This is a genomic window from Bradyrhizobium sp. URHC0002 (assembly GCF_054059515.1).
The window spans coordinates 6,798,177-6,815,274 of sequence record NZ_JBSSCF010000001.1; the positions used below are offsets into that span (position 1 = coordinate 6,798,177).

Annotated in this window: 15 protein-coding genes; 5 read left to right on the forward strand and 10 right to left on the reverse strand. The window is 62.2% G+C overall.

Features of this window, described 5'->3' with window-relative positions:
* Positions 1-26: 26 nt before the first annotated feature.
* Positions 27-2,222 carry a PAS domain S-box protein gene (locus ACVWVY_RS33275; RefSeq protein ID WP_456630348.1) on the reverse strand — a complete coding sequence of 732 codons (2,196 nt, stop codon included), beginning with the start codon at positions 2,220-2,222 and terminating at the stop codon, positions 27-29.
* Positions 2,223-2,448: 226 nt separating this feature from the next.
* On the opposite strand from ACVWVY_RS33275, the gene ACVWVY_RS33280 reads away from it, so the two are divergent.
* The 4 genes from ACVWVY_RS33280 to ACVWVY_RS33295 all read left to right on the forward strand — a co-directional run bounded on the left by ACVWVY_RS33280 (position 2,449) and on the right by ACVWVY_RS33295 (position 6,248).
* Positions 2,449-3,831 (forward strand): ABC transporter substrate-binding protein, encoded by a 1,383-nt coding sequence (locus ACVWVY_RS33280; protein ID WP_456630349.1) that lies wholly within the window; start codon positions 2,449-2,451, stop codon positions 3,829-3,831.
* Positions 3,832-3,984: 153 nt separating this feature from the next.
* A complete protein-coding gene (locus ACVWVY_RS33285) occupies positions 3,985-4,404 on the forward strand; it encodes a CopG family transcriptional regulator (protein ID WP_456630350.1) in 420 nt (139 codons plus the stop codon).
* Between the two features lie 5 nt (positions 4,405-4,409).
* Complete coding sequence (locus tag ACVWVY_RS33290; protein ID WP_456632372.1) at positions 4,410-5,603, forward strand: extracellular catalytic domain type 1 short-chain-length polyhydroxyalkanoate depolymerase; 1,194 nt, start codon at positions 4,410-4,412, stop codon at positions 5,601-5,603.
* 138 nt (positions 5,604-5,741) lie between these two features.
* Entirely contained in the window at positions 5,742-6,248 is a 507-nt protein-coding gene (locus tag ACVWVY_RS33295) for a DUF805 domain-containing protein (RefSeq protein ID WP_456630351.1), read from the forward strand.
* 74 nt (positions 6,249-6,322) lie between these two features.
* Here the strand turns inward: ACVWVY_RS33295 and ACVWVY_RS33300 are convergent, their stop codons facing one another.
* A complete protein-coding gene (locus ACVWVY_RS33300) occupies positions 6,323-6,883 on the reverse strand; it encodes a hypothetical protein (protein WP_456630352.1) in 561 nt (186 codons plus the stop codon).
* A 191-nt stretch (positions 6,884-7,074) separates the two neighbouring features.
* A complete protein-coding gene (locus ACVWVY_RS33305) occupies positions 7,075-7,428 on the reverse strand; it encodes a hypothetical protein (protein ID WP_456630353.1) in 354 nt (117 codons plus the stop codon).
* Positions 7,429-7,457: 29 nt separating this feature from the next.
* Here ACVWVY_RS33305 and ACVWVY_RS33310 point away from each other — a divergent pair, with 29 nt between their 5' ends.
* Positions 7,458-8,498, forward strand: coding sequence for a YihY/virulence factor BrkB family protein (locus tag ACVWVY_RS33310; protein WP_456630354.1), 1,041 nt, complete (start codon positions 7,458-7,460; stop codon positions 8,496-8,498).
* Positions 8,499-8,558: 60 nt separating this feature from the next.
* Here ACVWVY_RS33310 and ACVWVY_RS33315 read toward each other — a convergent pair whose 3' ends face one another.
* The 7 genes from ACVWVY_RS33315 to ACVWVY_RS33345 form a co-directional block, all read right to left on the reverse strand.
* The gene (locus ACVWVY_RS33315; protein WP_456630355.1) at positions 8,559-10,484 is read right to left on the reverse strand and encodes a potassium transporter Kup; all 1,926 of its coding nucleotides are present in this window, start codon (positions 10,482-10,484) and stop codon (positions 8,559-8,561) included.
* A gap of 154 nt (positions 10,485-10,638) precedes the next feature.
* Positions 10,639-12,543: a potassium transporter Kup gene (locus ACVWVY_RS33320; protein WP_456630356.1), complete on the reverse strand. Its 1,905-nt coding sequence runs from the start codon at positions 12,541-12,543 to the stop codon at positions 10,639-10,641.
* A 159-nt stretch (positions 12,544-12,702) separates the two neighbouring features.
* A complete protein-coding gene (locus tag ACVWVY_RS33325; protein WP_456630357.1) occupies positions 12,703-13,530 on the reverse strand; it encodes an OmpA/MotB family protein in 828 nt (275 codons plus the stop codon).
* Positions 13,531-13,562: 32 nt separating this feature from the next.
* Positions 13,563-14,336, reverse strand: coding sequence for a motility protein A (locus ACVWVY_RS33330; protein ID WP_456630358.1), 774 nt, complete (start codon positions 14,334-14,336; stop codon positions 13,563-13,565).
* A 189-nt stretch (positions 14,337-14,525) separates the two neighbouring features.
* Positions 14,526-15,491 (reverse strand): Bug family tripartite tricarboxylate transporter substrate binding protein, encoded by a 966-nt coding sequence (locus tag ACVWVY_RS33335; protein ID WP_456630359.1) that lies wholly within the window; start codon positions 15,489-15,491, stop codon positions 14,526-14,528.
* Positions 15,492-15,534: 43 nt separating this feature from the next.
* Complete coding sequence (locus ACVWVY_RS33340) at positions 15,535-16,257, reverse strand: hypothetical protein (RefSeq protein WP_456630360.1); 723 nt, start codon at positions 16,255-16,257, stop codon at positions 15,535-15,537.
* A gap of 41 nt (positions 16,258-16,298) precedes the next feature.
* Positions 16,299-17,018, reverse strand: a complete 720-nt coding sequence (locus ACVWVY_RS33345; RefSeq protein ID WP_456630361.1) for an RraA family protein — start codon at positions 17,016-17,018, stop codon at positions 16,299-16,301.
* Between the last annotated feature and the right edge of the window lie 80 nt (positions 17,019-17,098).

The following is a 17,098-nucleotide window of genomic DNA, read 5'->3' on the forward strand; positions in this document are numbered from 1 at the left end:
CCAAGCATAGAGCAGGAACGGATCTCTCACGCGGCTGAATTGGGCCGGACGTGCTGGGCTGGAATGCTCTCGTCTCGTTGCAGCGGCAGGGTAAATTGAAAGACAGCGCCCCGAGGTTCATTCGCGCTCGCCCACATCCTTCCCCCGTGGGCCTCGACCATCGACCGGCAGATAGCGAGGCCCATACCCATGCCCTTGGGCTTCGTCGTGTAGAAGGCCGTGAAAACGCGCTCCACATTCTCCGGGTCCAGGCCCGGGCCGGAATCGCGAGCCGTGACGAGTACGCCGCCGGCTGCCGCCCTCTCGGTCTTGATCCGGAACTCGCGCATCCCCTCGTCGATGCCGCCCATGGCTTCAATAGCATTGACGACCAGGTTCAGGATCACCTGCTGCAGCTGGGTGCGATCCCCCTCCATCCTGGGCAATCCCGGCGCGAGCTCGGTCTGCAGCGAGATGCCATGCTTGAGCATTTCGCTTCGGGTCAGCCCGATCATTTCGAGGATGGCTTCGTTGAGGTCAAACCGGTCCTTCCGCGGCGGCACCTTGTTGATGAAGGCCCGGATGCCGCCGATGACGTTGCCGGCGCGGTTGCCGTCCTCGACGATACGGCTAAGGGAGGCGCGAACCTCGTCGAGATCGGGCGGTTGGGCGCGCAGCCAGCGCAGGGCGGCCTGCGCGTTGGTAACCGTCGCGGCAATCGGCTGGTTGACCTCATGGGCGATCGAGGCCGACAGCTCTCCCATCGTGGTGACGCGATTGGCGTGCGCGAGTTCAGCCTGCATGGCGTGCAAGGCTTCCTCGGCCCGCCGGCGTTCGGTGATGTGCCGCCCGACGCCGCGGTAGCCGACGAATCGCCCCGTCTCGTCAAACACCGGCAGCCCGGAGACAGACACGTAACGCTTGCTCCCGTCGGGCGCTGGCCGCGCGAGCTCAAAATCACGGAACGGCAGGCGGGCATCGAGCGTCTCCCGGTGCTTGCGCCAGGCCTCTTCGTCGGGCTCCACGTAAGGCACTTCCCAGCGCGTCTTCCCGATCTCGGAGCCCACCTCCGGAGCGTCAGCAAGGCTCTCCGCGAACTCCTGTAGAATAAAGCGATGTTGCGGGTCGGTCTCCCAATACACGTCGAAGGAGAACTGCACGAGGGTGCGAAAGCGTTCCTCGCTCTGCCGCAGCGCCTCCACCGCCCGCTTGCGCTCGGTCAAATCGAGGACAAAGCCAACACCTTGACTTGCACCTTCCTCGAACATCGCCCCGCCGATCAGCACCGGCACGCGGCTTCCGTCTTTCCGCAAGTACTCTTTCTCGAATGGTTGAGCCGTTCCGATCCGCTTGAGGTCTGCCACGGTACGTGCGTCGCGGTCGCGCCATTCCGGCGGCGTCAGCGTTGTCCGGTGCAGGCGACCCGCGGTGAGATCCTCCCGGTCGTATCCCACCATGCGGAGAAATTCGTCATTGGCCTCAAGAATGCGGCCCTCGACTTCCCAGATGATGATGCCGACGATATTGGCGTCGACCAGGCGACGGATCTTCTTGTCGCGGGACAGGAGATCGCCCTGGAGCGTGACGTTCTCCGCGATCGCTTTACGCCGCCGGATCGCCTCGAGCCGTGCGAGCGCCAACGCAATCCCTGCCAGCACTGCGACAATGACGATCGCGGTCGCAATCAGCCAGGCTTTGCGTTGTTCGAGCGCCTCGGCGCGCCTCTCCTGATCCACGAGCAGAAAGCGCTCGTGGTCCACCATCTGGTCGATCTGCGATCTTATCTCGTCCAGGCTGCGGATCATCGCCATCGCTGCCGGCCCGGAGCTGGTTTGGGCAGTTTTGACGATATCATCGACCTCGCGCAGCTTTGCTGCGACGGTCAGCGCCAGATGTCCGGCACGGTGGTTCTGCAATGGATCGCTAGAGACCAGCGCCTGCAGCGCCTGCGCGTCCCGCCGCACGCTTTCGTCGGAGACCCCGTAGGCCTTGAGATATGACGGGTCGAGCGTCAGCAGATAGCCGCGCCTTTGGGCCTCCACGTCGGCGATGATCGTTTTCAGCCGATCCAGCGTCTCGAGCACCTGGCGGCTGCGCTCGTGCGCAAGGTTTGCAGCCTGTCGCTCCTGCCAATATCGGAGGCCGAGAAACCCGGTCGCGACAACCACAGTTAAAAGCGCTGCGATCACCAGCGCGAGCGGACGCGCAAACCACCGAGAGAACTGGCTCAGAGTGACTGACATGGGCCGAAGTATTCCCAGTCTTCGATGCTCGCGTGAGCGATTGTTTTCTGATGCCGACGCAGCGCATTGCTAGTATAATGAAAATATTGCCGCGGTCCGCGTGGGTGAGACGGGAACCGGCACGCTCTACCGCGCAGATTACACGCAAGGGGCGCGAACGTCACGGGCAAGGCCCCGCCCCGCGTGTTTTGAAGGCCAAAGCCGATCCGCCGGCAGGAGCAATCACATGGCTCCAGATGGAAAGTTGCAGAGTGAAAATTCGCCGAGCCGTGCAGGCACGGCCAGCCGGCGCAGCTTCGTCAAGGGATTGGGGGTGGCCTTGCCGGCCCTCGCCATGCTGCCGCGGCGGGGGTTCGCAGAGAATATCGCCGCGAGCTATGCCAACGCTGCGATAGATTGGAAACAATTTGAAGGGCAGACGATCGCGCTCGCCGGCGCGATCCATCCCTGGTCGAACGCGATCACTCCGCTTCTGTGGGATTTCACCAAGCTCACCGGTATCAGCGTCGTTACCGACTTTCGATTGGAGACCAGCTACCTGGGCGCGCTGGCGATCCAGCTCAACCGTGGCGGCAGCACACCCGACGTCTTCATGTACACGACCTATGGCCAGGGCATCGCGGCTGGATGGCTCGAGCCGCTGAACGCCTATTATTCCGACAAGTCGCTGACCGATACCGGCTGGTATGACGAGAGCGACATCCTCAAGACGGCCCGGGCCTTTCCGTTGTGGCGGGACGGCGAACGCTACGCCATCCCGATCACATCAGAGGCGGTGACCTTGTTCATCAATGGCGATGCGCTGGCCGCCAGAAACCTTCAGGTTCCCCAGACTTTCGAACAGCTGCTGGTGACCGCGAACGCGATCAAGACCGACGAGATGTCCGGCATCGCCATGCGGGCTCAAGCCAGCGGCAATTCGTCCGTGCCGGCCATGAGCTTCCTATTCTCCTATGGCGGGGCAATGATCGACAACAACAAGGCCGCATTCGGGAGCCCCGAGGCCATCGCGGCCATCGAAATGTACGGCCGGCTGCTCAGTCAAGCCGGATCTCGCGGTGTAAGCGGCTACGAATGGTACCATGTGCTGGACGACTTTCTTCAACGCAGGACGGCGATGGCGATCGACAGCAGCAACTTTGCAACCGACATTTCCAATCCATCGAAGAGCCAGGTTGCCAGCCACGCCATGTTTGCTGCCTTTCCGCATCTGCCCGGTCGCGCATCCGTGCCCTTCATGTCGCACTGGCAAGCGTGCATCAATTCCAAGTCACGAAACAAGCGGGCGGCCTTCTTGTTTCTTCTGTGGGCGACAAGCAAGCCGACCTCGCTGCTGACCGGCGCAGCGGGGCTGGCGACGACACGCGTGTCGGCCTGGTCGAGCGAAGGCTTCAAGAAGGCATTCGGCGCACAAGCCGCGGAGGCGGCATTGACCAATTTGCAGCATGCCGATGTCGACCGCGCCAAGGCGATCCTTTTCCATCCGCAATCGAGACCGATCCTGGACGCTTTCATGATCGGCGTGAATGAAGTGGTCACCGGGGCGAAACCGGCGAAGATTGCGATGACCAACGCCGCCGAGAAGGCCAATGCGGCTATCCGCGGATAGCGGAGCCGTTTCCCCGCCCCTGCTCCACGTCGCTGGAAAACGCCTTGGCCGCGGTGGGAGGAATAAAACCCACTTCCTGATGGCGGGCCCTTGCACGCTCGCCAGAGACATCCATATACCATCCAATTAGATGGTATATGGATGGTGACAACAATGGCCGATAACGTGCGGGAACTTCGACCCAGGCTGCCTGAAACAGAAAAAATCACGATCAATCTTGGTTATGTCGACCTTGGTCACGTCGATCTCATGGTTCAGGAAGGATTCTATTCGAACCGTACCGATTTCATCCGCACGGCGATCCGGAACCAGCTCGAACGTCACGCCGACGTCGTAAAGCAGTCAACGGCCCGAAAAAGTCTGGATCTCGGACTGCGAAACTACAGCCGCGAGGATCTCGAAGCGGTGCAGCGCGCCGGCGAGATGCTGCACATCAATGTGCTAGGCCTTGCCAGCATCTCCCAGGACGTCACGCCGGAGCTTGCTCGCGCCACCATCGCCTCCGTCTCGGTGCTGGGCGCGTTGCATGCCAGTCCGGCGGTCAAGGCCGCCCTCGCCGACAGGACACGGTGATGGCGATGCTGAACCAGGACATCATTCGGGAAGCGACACGCCTCACGCGCGCGGGCCAGCTCGTTGAGGCCACCGCGCTGCTTCAGCGCATGCTTCGCGGCGAGAGTGCGCCAGACGCGCCATCGGATACCGGCAGTCGCATCGCGCTTGCCGGACCGCTCATCATTGATGTGAAGGCCAATGCTGTTGAGGAGACGGACAGTCCTCCGCAGTCAGAGCCAGCCACATCAGCCCAACCGCGCATGCTCCGCGCATTACTGGATCGCAAAGAGGGCCGCTCCGGGATCGGACTGCGAGGCGTGATGAAGCGCGCCCCGCTATCTACGCCGGATATCGTGCCGGAGGGCGCCCGGTTCATTGAAAGAACGTACAGCAGTGCCGCGGGAAGCCGGGCCTACAGGCTCTTCATCCCGAGCCGCTACCGGGAGCAACCGCTTCCCCTGGTCGTCATGCTTCACGGCTGTACCCAGTCGCCGGATGATTTCGCCGCCGGCACGAGGATGAACTTTCTCGCGGAGGAACAGAATTGCTTCGTGGTCTATCCAGCCCAGCCCAGCCAGGCAAACCAGTCGAAATGCTGGAACTGGTTTCGCGCAGCCGACCAGCAGCGAGGCAGAGGTGAACCCTCGCTTATCGCAGGCATCACGCGCCAGGTCATGGATGACTACTTGGTTGATCGAAAGCGCGTCTACGTGGGCGGGTTGTCGGCCGGAGCGGCTGCCGCGGCCGTCATGGGAGCAACCTACAACGATCTGTACGCGGCAATCGGCATACACTCCGGCCTCGCATGCGGGGTTGCTACCGACCTTCCCTCTGCGCTGGTCGCTATGCGGCAAGGCGGGTCTGGTCACAAGGTAGTTTCAGGTGACCGGCCACCTCTCCCGACCATTGTTTTTCACGGCGATCGCGACACGACCGTGCACCCGAACAACGGCGGTCAAATTCTCGAGCAGTCTGTGAGAACGACGAGTACACAAAAGAAGGTGCATCGCGGGCAAGTACCCGGAGGGCACGCCTATACACGAACCATCCTGAGCGACGCGAGTGGACGCGGAATGTTGGAGCACTGGAATATCCACGGAGCCGGCCACGCATGGTCCGGAGGTAGCCCCGCAGGCTCCTACACTGATCCGCGCGGACCGGACGCAACAAGGGAAATGCTACGTTTTTTCCTCGAGCATTCGCTTCCGGAAGAGTAAGGCCGCCAGGCACGAAGGGGGCGAACAGTTACGGACCCGATCCACTGTCCGCTGCCTGAAGGAACTCCGTTTCGAACCGAATCTGCCGCCGTAGCTACCAATCAAAGCACCCGAGAGGACGCCGCTGGCGAGGATGCGATGAAACTGCAGAAGGTCCTTTTCAGCTTCGACGGCCGCATCGGCCGCCGCACCTATTGGCTGGCGATCCTCGCCCTGATCGTGGCGGTGCTGGTCTTGACCTTCGCGCCCTTTCTCCTCAACAGCGAAGGGGCGGCCGTCCTGTTGATCGCCTTGACCTCGCAGTTCATTTGGCTCTTAAGCCTGTGGCCGATGCTGGCCGTGGGCAGCAAGCGATTGCACGACCGCGACAAGAACGGCTGGTGGCTGCTGGTTTTCTGGCTGCTCCCCTTCGCCCTGTTCTGCGGCGGCTTCAGCATCGTCTTCTTTGACGACCCCAGAACCGGCCGGAGCGGAGATTTCTCGACCGGCTCGATCCTGATTTTTGCGAGCCTTGCGCCCGCGCTATGGGGCATCGTCGAGCTCGGCATCCTGCCGGGCACCAAGGGGTCGAACCTGTACGGCGCCGATCCTGGCGCAACAGCTGGCCTGAAAACCGCTGTGCGTCCCGCGCCGGAGCCGTCCTGAGCGCTCCCGGCTAACTTTGGAACACGGTCAGAAGGCTTTCGGAACTCGCCGGCAAGCGCGCCCTGTGCTTGACGCTATTTCCGTTGCTCCCACTGCATGAACTTATCAAGCAGGGCTTGGGATTTTTCGGGTGCTTCTTTGGACGTTCCAGCGACGGCGGGTTCGGAAACAGCCGGGCCGTCGCTTCCTTGTATCTTTTGAAACTGCTTGAATCCTTCAAGCAGTGCCCGGGAGTCTTCGGACGTCGCCTGGGCCGGTGTCGCCGATGCAGGCGTCGAAATGGAAACGGCGAGTTCCGCGGGATCACTTTTTGACCTTGGAAACATGTTAAACAAAACGAGCGCCAGGATCACGGTGGCACCGATCGCTACGGCAATTGCGCCCGCAGTGGCGAGCAGTCCGCGGGATGAACGGCGTCCGTAAACGAACTGGGACTCCAACGGACGGGCGAATTTGGCGAAGGCTTCTTCGCGCATCTCATCAAAACGAGACGAAGGGGAATCGGCAGGCAACTGGCCTGTGCTCATTCGCGGTGTCGCGCTAGATCGTGGGTCTGCCATGCCGCGATCCGCGCGCGGTGCATAGTATTCCGGACTATCGGGGCTGGGACGGTCGTTCGCGCCGACGAAACGCATTTGCGCTACTCCTCACAATGCCAGACCATCGCATCGGAATATTTGCCACGCAAGGCTTCAGCGCGGGCTTCCGAGCACGGTCCCACATAAAATGCCGCGGGCATTCGCGCCCTGCGGCCAGCGGGGGGTAGAACTTCGATCCGCCGCCCCCCAGCTTTCAGAGACTGATCCAAACCGGGATGCGTGGGGAGTCAGATGTTCTGTTCCGGCCAAGAAACAATGAAGCTGTTGCCGTCCAGCGACAATTTAGGGTGGAACTTTGGGTCTACGCCGCAGATTGTGGCCTGACGCTCCCACTTCACCACCCGCCCCCTCGGCATCTGGAAAGAGTCGGTGGCATGGTTGGCCGAGCGGCTGAGTAGGATAAACAGCAGGTCCCCCCAACCGACTTCAATGAGACCCTGGAGAGGCTTGCCGAGCTGCTCACGCTCGGCCGGGTCGATCAGCCGCCTCGGCGCAGTTTCGGCGCTCTCGCCGGATGGAGCGTAGGTTCGGTCGAAAGTGGAGCGTTCGAGCGCTAGGAACAGGGAAAGGGTCCAGGGCATTGAAAGACACGCTCTAAAAAAGGCGAACCATGCCCAACGTGAGATATTTGAATTCACGAGAAGACCCACGGAGGAGCTCTGCCTCGACGAGCGCTTCTCGTTCCACGCACGAGATTGGCGGAGAAGCCGGACGGGGGCGGCACGCCGATACGCCGTGGCAGATTCCGTGGAAGGGATGGAAGGATATCCTGCTTCGCACCTATGAGCAGATGAACAACGACCGCCTTCTTGCAGTAGCCGCCGGCGTCGTATTTTACGGCCTGCTGGCGCTCTTTCCCGCGATCACCGCGCTGGTATCCTCCTACGCCCTGTTCGCGAAGGGCAGTACGATCAACGAGCACCTATCCTCACTGGGCAGCCTCTTGCCAGGGGGAGCGATGGACATTGTCAGAGACCAAGCGGATCGCGTGCTTGCCAAGGGGGACGTCAAGCTTGGAACGGCATTCCTTTTCAGCTTCTTGCTGGCCGTGTGGAGCGCAAATGGCGGCATGAAAGCAGTGATCGACGCGCTCAATGTAGCGTACGAGGAAAAAGAGGAACGCGGATTCTTTCGGCTTAACGCGGTCTCCCTTGCCTTCACCTTCGGCGGCCTGATCGCCGTATTGGTGGCAATCGGGACGATCGTCGCCCTGCCGCTGGTCCTCGCCGCTATCGGTCTGAATTCGGTTACGGACGCGATCATTCGATACGGCAGATGGCCGGTCCTTGTCCTGATGACATTGTTCGGCCTGGCCGTGCTTTATCGGTATGCGCCCAGCCGGCGCACACCACGATGGCAATGGATTACGGTAGGCAGCGTATTCGCAACCCTGGCTTGGCTTGCGGGATCGGCATTGCTCTCGTTCTACCTGACTAATTACGCACACTATGACGCAACCTATGGCTCGCTAGGTGCGGCAATCGGTTTGATGATGTGGATGTGGATGTCGACGATCGTCATCCTGCTGGGCGCCGAACTGAACGCGGAGATTGAGCATCAGACCGCCGAGGACTCGACGGTCGGAGGCAATAAGCCTCTTGGAGCCCGAGATGCCAGCGTTGCCGATACGATCGGCGCTGCCAAAGCGTGAGGCACAACCGGCGGGCCGCCATCGCAGACATCGCCCGATCGGAATGTAGGGGTTCAGCCCCTAGATTGTGACCTGCGTTCCCACTTCCACCACCCGCCCGGTCGGAATCTGGAAATAATCCGTGGCGTCATTGGCGGAGCGGCTGAGGCGGATGAACAGCAAATCCTGCCAGCGCGGCATGCCCGAATGTGCAGCCGGCTTCAGCGCACGGCGCGACAGGAAGAACGATGTCGACATGATGTCGAACTGCCAGCCGAGCTTGCGGGCGATCGCCAGCGTCTTCGGTACGTTGGGCGATTCCATAAAGCCGAACTTCAGCGTAACCCGCGAGAAGGTCTCGCTGAGTTGCTCCATCCGCACCCGCTCGGCCGGATCGATCCGCGGCGTCGGCGCGGTCTCGATGGTGAGAATGACGTTCTTCTCATGCAGCACCTTGTAGTGCTTCAGGCTGTGCATCAGCGCCGTCGGCGCGCTGTCGGGATCGCTGGTCAGGAACACCGCGGTGCCGGAGACGCGCTGCGGCGGGCGCTTCTCCAGCATCGCCACCAGATCGGCGAGCGGGAATTCCAGCTTGCGCGATTTCTCGAACAGCAGCCGGCTGCCGCGGCGCCACGTGTACATCAACAGCATCACGATGCCGCCCAGCGCCAAGGGCACCCAGCCGCCCTCGAACACCTTCAACAGATTGGCCGCGAGGAAGGTGATGTCGAGGAACAAAAACGGCGCGATCAGAGCGGCTGCCGCGATCGGCGACCATTTCCAGACGCGCCAGATCACGACAAAGCCCATCATGGCCGTGACCACCATGGTCCCGGTCACGGAGATGCCATAGGCCGAGGCCAGCGCGCTCGACGAGCGGAACAGGACCACCAGCAGCATCACCGCAATGAACAGCAGCATGTTGATGCGAGGGATGTAGATCTGGCCGGAATGGGCTTCCGAGGTATGACGAATTTCGAACCGCGGCATCAGGCCGAGCTGGATCGCCTGGCGCGTCAGCGAATAGGCGCCGGTGATGACGGCCTGGCTCGCAATCACGGTCGCCGCCGTCGCCAGCGCCACCATCGGGATCAGCGCCCAGTCCGGGAACATCAGGAAGAACGGGTTCTCGATCGCCTTGGGATCGGCGATCAGGAGCGCGCCCTGCCCCAGATAGTTCACCGCCAGCGACGGCAGCACGATGAAGAGCCACGCGGTCTGGATCGGCCGCTTGCCGAAATGACCGAGATCGGCATAGAGCGCCTCCGCGCCGGTGACCGCGAGAAACACCGCACCCAGCGTCACGAAACCGATCATGCCGTGATGGAGCATGAAGGAAACGGCGTGGAGCGGATTGAGCGCGAGCAGCACTTCGGGATGCCGCATGATCTGCGGCACGGCCGCGACTGCAATGACGGCGAACCAGACGCACATGACCGGTCCGAAAAACGCGGCGACGCGCGCGGTGCCGCGGGATTGCACGGCAAACAGCGCCACCAGAATGATCACTGTCAGCGGCACGACATAGTGCTCGAAGGTGACGGTGACGAGCTTGATGCCTTCGATCGCCGACAACACCGACAGCGCCGGCGTGATGACTGCGTCGCCGTAGAACAGTGCGCCGGAGATGATGCCGAGCAGCACGATCGCGGCGCGGCCCTTGCCAATGCCAACCGCGCGTTGCGCCAGCGCCATCAGCGCCAGCGTTCCGCCCTCGCCGTTGTTGTCGGCGCGCAGCAGGATGACGACGTATTTCAGCGTCACCACCACGATCAGCGCCCACAGGATCAGCGAGAGTACGCCGAGCACGGCCTGCGGCGCGGCCGAAGTCCCGCTGGCGGCAACCACCGCCTCGCGCAGCGCGTATAAGGGGCTGGTGCCGATGTCGCCGTAAACGACGCCGATGCTGCCGAGCATCAGGGCCCTGAAGGTAGCCGTGGAATGCGCTTCGCCATGCCCATTGGCCGCAGGCGTTTCCGCCGCGGGGATCGCAAACTGGACTGACATGAGAGGGGCCTCGGTCGTTTGCCGCACTGCACAAATGCAGGAAGGCAGCCCTATACTCCCGGCCCGCTTGCACAGGTTAGCCGGAATTCAGGCCTCCGGTATGCGCCGCCCGCATGGATAGCGGAACCCGACCGAGTTACTATTTCGTGGAAAATCAAATAGTTACTTGAGTTCCGACCTCGACCACCCGTCCCGTCGGGATCTGGAAGTAGTCGGTGGCGTCGTTCGCCGACCGGCTCATCGCGATGAACAGATGATCCTGCCATAGCGGCATGCCCGACTGCGCCGAGGGTTTAAGCGACCGCCGCGACACGAAGAACGATGTCGCCATGATGTCGAACTGCCAGCCGAGCTTGCGCGCGATCACCAGCGCCTTGGGCACGTTCGGCGATTCCATGAAGCCGAACCGCAGCCGCACCGTGGAGAACTTCTCGCTGATGGTCTCCATCTTGACGCGCTCGGACGGATCGACGCGCGGCGTCTGGGCGGTTTCGATGGTCAGGATCACATTGTGCTCGTGCAGCACCTTGTTGTGCTTGAGATTGTGCATCATCGCAGTCGGCACGAAGCTCGGATCGGAGGTGAGAAACACCGCTGTGCCCTTGACGATGTGGGGCGGACGCTTTTCCAGGCTCTTGATCAGGTCCGCCAGCGGCACCTCGATGCGCCGCGTCTTCGCGGTCAGGATCGCCGCACCCCGCCGCCAGGTCCAGATCATCACGGCCACGGCAACGCCGAACAGCAGCGGCACCCAGGCGCCCTCGAACAGCTTCAAGAGGTTGGCGGCAAAGAAGCTCATGTCGACGACGACGAAAGGCAGGATCACGGCCGCCGCGGTGGCCGCGCGCCAGTTCCACAATTTCCAGACCACGACAAAACCCATGATGCCGTCGACCACCATGGTCGTGGAAACGGCGATGCCGTAGGCCGAAGCCAGACCGCTCGAGGTACGGAACAATAGCACCAGCAGCACGACCCCGATCAGCAGCAGCCGGTTGACGCGCGGCAAATAGATCTGGCCGGCATGGGTTTCCGAGGTGTATCGCACCTCGAAGCGCGGCAGCAGGCCGAGCTGCACGGCCTGGCGGATCAGCGAGAAGGCGCCTGTGATCACTGCCTGGCTCGCAATCACGGTCGCCGCTGTCGCCAGCACCACCAGCGGCAGCAGCAGGATTTCGGGGACCAGCCGATAGAACGGATTTTCGATCGCCGCCGGATCGGACAACACCAGCGCGCCCTGCCCGAAATAATTGATCAGGAGTGCCGGCATCACGAGATAGAACCATCCGGCCTGGATCGGCTTACGTCCGAAATGGCCGAGATCCGCATAAAGCGCCTCGCCGCCGGTCACGGCCAGAAACACCAGGCCCATCGTCACCAGCCCGATGGTGCCGTGGGAAAGCATGAACTGGATCGCAAACCAGGGATTGATCGCCGCCATGACGGTGGGGTCGTCCGAGATGTGGACGAGGCCCATCACCGCCAATGTCGCGAACCAAACCACCATGACCGGACCGAAGGCGGAGGCGACGCGCGCGGTGCCGCTGCTCTGCACCGAGAACAGGACGACCAGAATGAAGATCGTCAGCGGCACCACATAATGTTCGAGCGCGGGCGTGACCAGCTTGAGACCTTCGACCGCCGACAACACCGAAATCGCCGGCGTGATCATGGAATCGCCGATGAACATCGAGGCGCCGACGACGCCGAGCGCCAGCAACGGGAGGCTTCGCCGGCCCAACGCCCGCTGCCCCAGCGCCATCAGGGACAGCGTCCCCCCCTCGCCGTTGTTGTCGGCGCGCAACAGCAGCAGCACATATTTGGCGGTCACGACGATGAACAACGACCACAGGATCAGCGAGAGCACGCCGAGCACGATGGCGCGCGACACCGGCGCCCCATTCGCCGCGTGGGTGACGGCCTCGCGAAACGCATACAGCGGCGAGGTGCCGATATCCCCGAACACGACGCCGATGCTTCCCAGCGTCAGGGCCAAAAAGCCAGAGGTGGCCTGCCCCTCATGGGCCTGGGCTTCGGTCGATGTGACGCTAACAGTCATGATGGAAAAGGAACGTTCTCATCGTTGAATTGATCCGGGCGGCTATCGACGCTTCCGCGCGGCCTGTCAATCGTCGGACAAGCATAGCACCGCATGCGATGCGGAGCTCACGCAAAGCGAATCGAAATATCGAAATGGTATTATGGTAGTTCCGCGATCTTACGGCTTCAGGTTGGGCGGCAGCGGCGGATTTTCGCGCATCAATGTGATGGTGACGCGACGGTTTGCAGGCAATGTCGGATCGTCGGGAAACAATGGCTGGCTGTCGGCCCTGCCGCCGACGGCGTAGATGTGGGATTGCGGCAGCCCCTCGCGTTCCAGGATCTGGCGTACGACGTTGGCGCGGTCCGCCGACAGATCGAACGCGCCATATTCGCCGCGCGCCGGCACGAAGCCGGCCGACGTGTGGCCGACAATGTTGACCCGCAGCGGCGTCGCCTTCAACGGCACGGCCAGTTTCTGGATCAGCCGGCGGGTGCGGTCGTAGGGCACCTTGGAGCCGTCGGCGAACATCGAGCGGCCATCCTGGTCGACGATTTCGAGATTGAGACCCTCTTTGGTTTCCTCGAACATGATGTGCTTGGACATTTCGGTCAATTCCGGCATGTCCTGCAGCGCCTGGCGCAATGAAGCCGAAGCGAGCGCGAACTCGCGATCGACCTTCAGCCGGGCGCCGCTTTCGCGCTGCCGGTCCCTCTCGTCGGGCGTCGGCGTATTGGAGGAATCCTCAGGCGAAATATGCTCGACATTCTTCAGCTTCGGCCGCGTCGGCAGGCCGTCGGCCTCGACGATTCCGGAATATCGGGACTCGGTCTGCACGCCGAACGCATCGCGCATCGAACCCGCGACGATCTTCAGCTTGGCCGCATCCTGCGTCGAGAATGCGACCAGCATCACGAAAAATGCCAACAGCAGCGCCATCAGATCCGCAAAGGTCACGAACCAGCCGTGACCGCCATGTGCCTCTTCGCGTTTTTTCTTGGCCATGCTCTATCTCCGCGCCTGGATGCCGGTGCCGATCAGGCCGGCGCCAGTTCGCCTTCCTCGTGGCGATGCTTCTCGGGCAGATAGGCCAGCAGCATTTCACGCACCAGCGCCGGGCTCTTCGAATCGCGGATCATCAGGATGCCGTCGATGATCAGCGTGCGGTTGGTTTCCTCGTCGATCAGCTTGCCATGCAGCTTGTCGGCGATCGGCAGACAGATCAGGTTTGCGACGAGCGCGCCGTATAGCGTCGCCAGCAAGGCGACCGCCATGAACGGACCGAGTTTCGAAGGGTCTGACATGTTCGAGAACATCTGCACCATGCCGAGCAGCGTGCCGATCATGCCGAATGCCGGCGCGCAGTCGCCGATGGCGCGATAGATCTTCGACCCCTCGTTCAGGTGCATCAGAAAATTGTCGCGATCGCGCTCCATGTTGTCGCGGATGAATTCAAGATCGTAGCCGTCGGCGACGTAGCGGATTCCCTTGGCGAGGAAAGGCTCATCGGTCTCGACCTTTTCCAGGCCGACCGGACCCTGCTTGCGGGCGATTTCGGCGATGCGGGCCAGTTCGTCGACCAGATCGCGCGCCGAGAGACGGCTCATCGTGAAGGCGAATTTTGCCCCCAAGGGCATGCCGTGCAGGATCGCGCTGAGCGGAAACCGGATAAGGGTCGCTGCGAACGAGCCGCCGAAGATGATGATGACGGCGTGAATGTCGTAGAACATCCGGAAGTCACCGCCCATCAGGATCAGCGTCGACAGGACGATGGCGCCGGCGACCAGGCCAAGGAGCGTAGTGATATCCATTCTGAACTCCGACGCATACCCGAACTACCGGCCATTCTGACCGGTCGCGCGGCTCATCCGGAGCTGCGCAGGAGGCACCCTACGACCGCGCCATTAAAGACGCGTAAAGGTTAAGCCTAAAGCGCGATCGTAGAATTGCGGGTCAGTATCCGCACGATCTCAAGGATTCGCTAACCATAGCGAGCGCGCCTACTGCGCCTGCGCGCCGATACCGGCGGCCTTGATGATCGGCCACCATTTTTCGATCTCGGCCTTCTGGAAGGCTGCCAGTCCCTCCGGGGTCTGCTGCGCGCGCGGCGCGACGTCGAGCCCCAGTTCGGTGAACCGCTTCTGGATCGCAGGGTCGGCCAGCGCCTCCACCGTCGCAGCGTTGAGTTTGGCGATGATATCCTTCGGGGTGCCCTTTGGCGCCCAGAAGCCGAACCAGCCGGACATATAGAGGCCGGGCACGCCGGTCTCGTCCGCGGTCGGAATATCCGGCATCGAGGCCGAGCGCGTGGCCGAGAGATTGGCCAGCGCCTTGATCTTGCCGGCGCGGATTTGCGGCAGCGCCACCGCGCCCTGCACCACCAGCAGATCCACCGTGCCGGAGATCAGGTCGGTCATCGCCGGGCCTGCGCCGCGATAGGGAATGAACTGCACTTTCTGTTTGGTCAGGTTCTCGAACAGCACGCCCGTGACGTTCGCAGCCGCGTTCTGGTTGACGAAGTTGATCTTGCCGGGGTTCGCTTTCATCCACGTCACGAGTTCGCCGAGCGTATTCGCCGGCAGATCGTTCTTGGCGACCATGAGTTGCGGATTGTTCGAAACCAGCGCGATCGGCTCAAAGTCTTTTTCGAGGTCGTAGTCGAGCTTGTAGATGATACTGCCGACATGGGTGTCCCATTGGCCGATGTCGAAGGTGTAGCCATCGGGCGCAGCGCGGGCGACACGCCCGACGCCGATGCTGCCGCCGGCACCGCCGACATTTTCGATCACGACGGACTGCCCGAGCGTTGCGCGCATCCGCTCGGCCATGATCCGGGCGGCGGCATCGGTCGAACCGCCCGGCGGGAACGGCACCACCAGCGTAATCGGGCGGGAGGGATAGGTTTGCGCCTGCGCAAGGGCGCCGCAACCCATGACCAGCAGCAGCGCGGCAACGAGCTTCCTCATCACTCCCTCCCCGATCTCGAGCGTGCATTCTTGCACGTCTTCGCTAGTTCATATTGACCTTTGGAACGCTCGCCTGCAGCAGAGGCGCCATGGATGGAACGCCGTACAGCTCGGAGACGGTTTCCCGGTTCTTCTGATAGAGCACCAGAACTTTGTCATCGGCGATCTGTTTGACGGAGTAGAGCTGATCAACGCCTTCGACCAATTTCCTGTAGTTTGTCCCATCGGTCGCGCTCGTCGCAAGGGAGATGGCGTCTTTCTCCGTCAGCCGCTTGTCGCCATCGGTGTCTTTCTCCACAACGACATGAACGACCGCAACGGCCGCGCGTGATGGGTCGTTCGCATCTTTCAATTTGTTGAACAGCACGTGGCTCTCGAGAATCAACTGGCCAACGCCGCTGAACAGCCATCGGCTCTCATTGGTCGAAATGTTCAGGAAAAGGAAGTTGACTGCCTGCTGTCTTCCCCCCGAATAGATCGATCCCACGCCATAATGGCGTCCGCGGTAAAGAGGAACTTGCACGTAGGGTATCCCGGCGATTGCGCTCGGGTCGCCCAGCGAAAATTCCTCCGATGCCTTGCTCTCCTGGTCGACGTTGACAACGTTGGCGCCCCGATGCGGTCGCGGTTCGGCGTTGAAGATGCTCAGCCCGGCGAACAGGCCCAGCACAATGCAGATCGTGGCGGCGCCGGCTATCGCCAGCGCGTTAAATCGCCAGACGAATTTGAAGAAGCCATTTTCGTTTTGTTGCACGACGACATCCACTATTGCCGCCGGCGCGAACCGGCATTGACGGCCGCGCCCGCTCAGTGGATCTCGGACGAACGCTTCAGCGCCTCTTTGAGCTTCTCAAGCGTGAAGTCGGGGCTGCGGGCGATGTCCAGGATCGGCGTTTCGCGCCGGCCGCACAGCTCAGCGGCTTCGGGAATCTTCGCCGCGATGTCGGTGGGGATCACGATGGCGCCGTGCTGGTCGGCGTGGATGAGGTCGTCGGAATGCACGGTCATGCCGGCGACGCGCACTTCGCCGCCCCAGTGTTCGGCGTGAACCCAGGCGTGCGACGGTCCGACCGAACCGGCCAGCGCCTGGAAGCCCGGCGCCCATTGCGGGATGTCGCGGATCGAGCCGTCGGTGATGACGCCGAGGCAGCCGAGCGCCTTGTGCACGTTGCTCTGCACCTCACCCCAGAATGCGCCGTAGCCGACATCGGCGCCGTCGATATCCTGGATCACGGTGATGCGCGGGCCAAAGCCGGTCCCGACATATTCGTAATAGGCGATGCGGCGCTTCGACTGCTCATCGGCAGGAAGGGTGGATTTGAGCACCGAGCGGATCGTCACGGTACGGGCATAGCCGACCATCGGCGGCAAATCAGGAAACGGGCAGACCAGTGGCTTGGTGGTATAGCCGATCAGGCGGCGTTCGGGCGCGACGATTTCCATCGCATTGCAGATCGTCGGCGTGTCATAGCGCGCCAGCGCTTCGAGGACGGAAGCAGGCAGCGGGGCGGTAACGGCTTTGTTCACGGCGTTCTCTCCTGAATTTTCGGCCCGGCTCTTTGAGGCCGTATGTCGCCAAGCCCCTATAGCCGAGATTGGGATAGAAC

What these genes read in the sequence shown, in the direction of transcription:
- ACVWVY_RS33275 (WP_456630348.1), bottom strand. Translation starts at nt 2,222, where the DNA reads ATGTCAGTCACTCTGAGCCAGTTCTCTCGGTGGTTTGCGCGTCCGCTC.
- ACVWVY_RS33280 (WP_456630349.1), top strand. Translation starts at nt 2,449, where the DNA reads ATGGCTCCAGATGGAAAGTTGCAGAGTGAAAATTCGCCGAGCCGTGCA.
- ACVWVY_RS33285 (WP_456630350.1), top strand. Translation starts at nt 3,985, where the DNA reads ATGGCCGATAACGTGCGGGAACTTCGACCCAGGCTGCCTGAAACAGAA.
- ACVWVY_RS33290 (WP_456632372.1), top strand. Translation starts at nt 4,410, where the DNA reads ATGCTGAACCAGGACATCATTCGGGAAGCGACACGCCTCACGCGCGCG.
- ACVWVY_RS33295 (WP_456630351.1), top strand. Translation starts at nt 5,742, where the DNA reads ATGAAACTGCAGAAGGTCCTTTTCAGCTTCGACGGCCGCATCGGCCGC.
- ACVWVY_RS33300 (WP_456630352.1), bottom strand. Translation starts at nt 6,883, where the DNA reads ATGCGTTTCGTCGGCGCGAACGACCGTCCCAGCCCCGATAGTCCGGAA.
- ACVWVY_RS33305 (WP_456630353.1), bottom strand. Translation starts at nt 7,428, where the DNA reads ATGCCCTGGACCCTTTCCCTGTTCCTAGCGCTCGAACGCTCCACTTTC.
- ACVWVY_RS33310 (WP_456630354.1), top strand. Translation starts at nt 7,458, where the DNA reads ATGCCCAACGTGAGATATTTGAATTCACGAGAAGACCCACGGAGGAGC.
- ACVWVY_RS33315 (WP_456630355.1), bottom strand. Translation starts at nt 10,484, where the DNA reads ATGTCAGTCCAGTTTGCGATCCCCGCGGCGGAAACGCCTGCGGCCAAT.
- ACVWVY_RS33320 (WP_456630356.1), bottom strand. Translation starts at nt 12,543, where the DNA reads ATGACTGTTAGCGTCACATCGACCGAAGCCCAGGCCCATGAGGGGCAG.
- ACVWVY_RS33325 (WP_456630357.1), bottom strand. Translation starts at nt 13,530, where the DNA reads ATGGCCAAGAAAAAACGCGAAGAGGCACATGGCGGTCACGGCTGGTTC.
- ACVWVY_RS33330 (WP_456630358.1), bottom strand. Translation starts at nt 14,336, where the DNA reads ATGGATATCACTACGCTCCTTGGCCTGGTCGCCGGCGCCATCGTCCTG.
- ACVWVY_RS33335 (WP_456630359.1), bottom strand. Translation starts at nt 15,491, where the DNA reads ATGAGGAAGCTCGTTGCCGCGCTGCTGCTGGTCATGGGTTGCGGCGCC.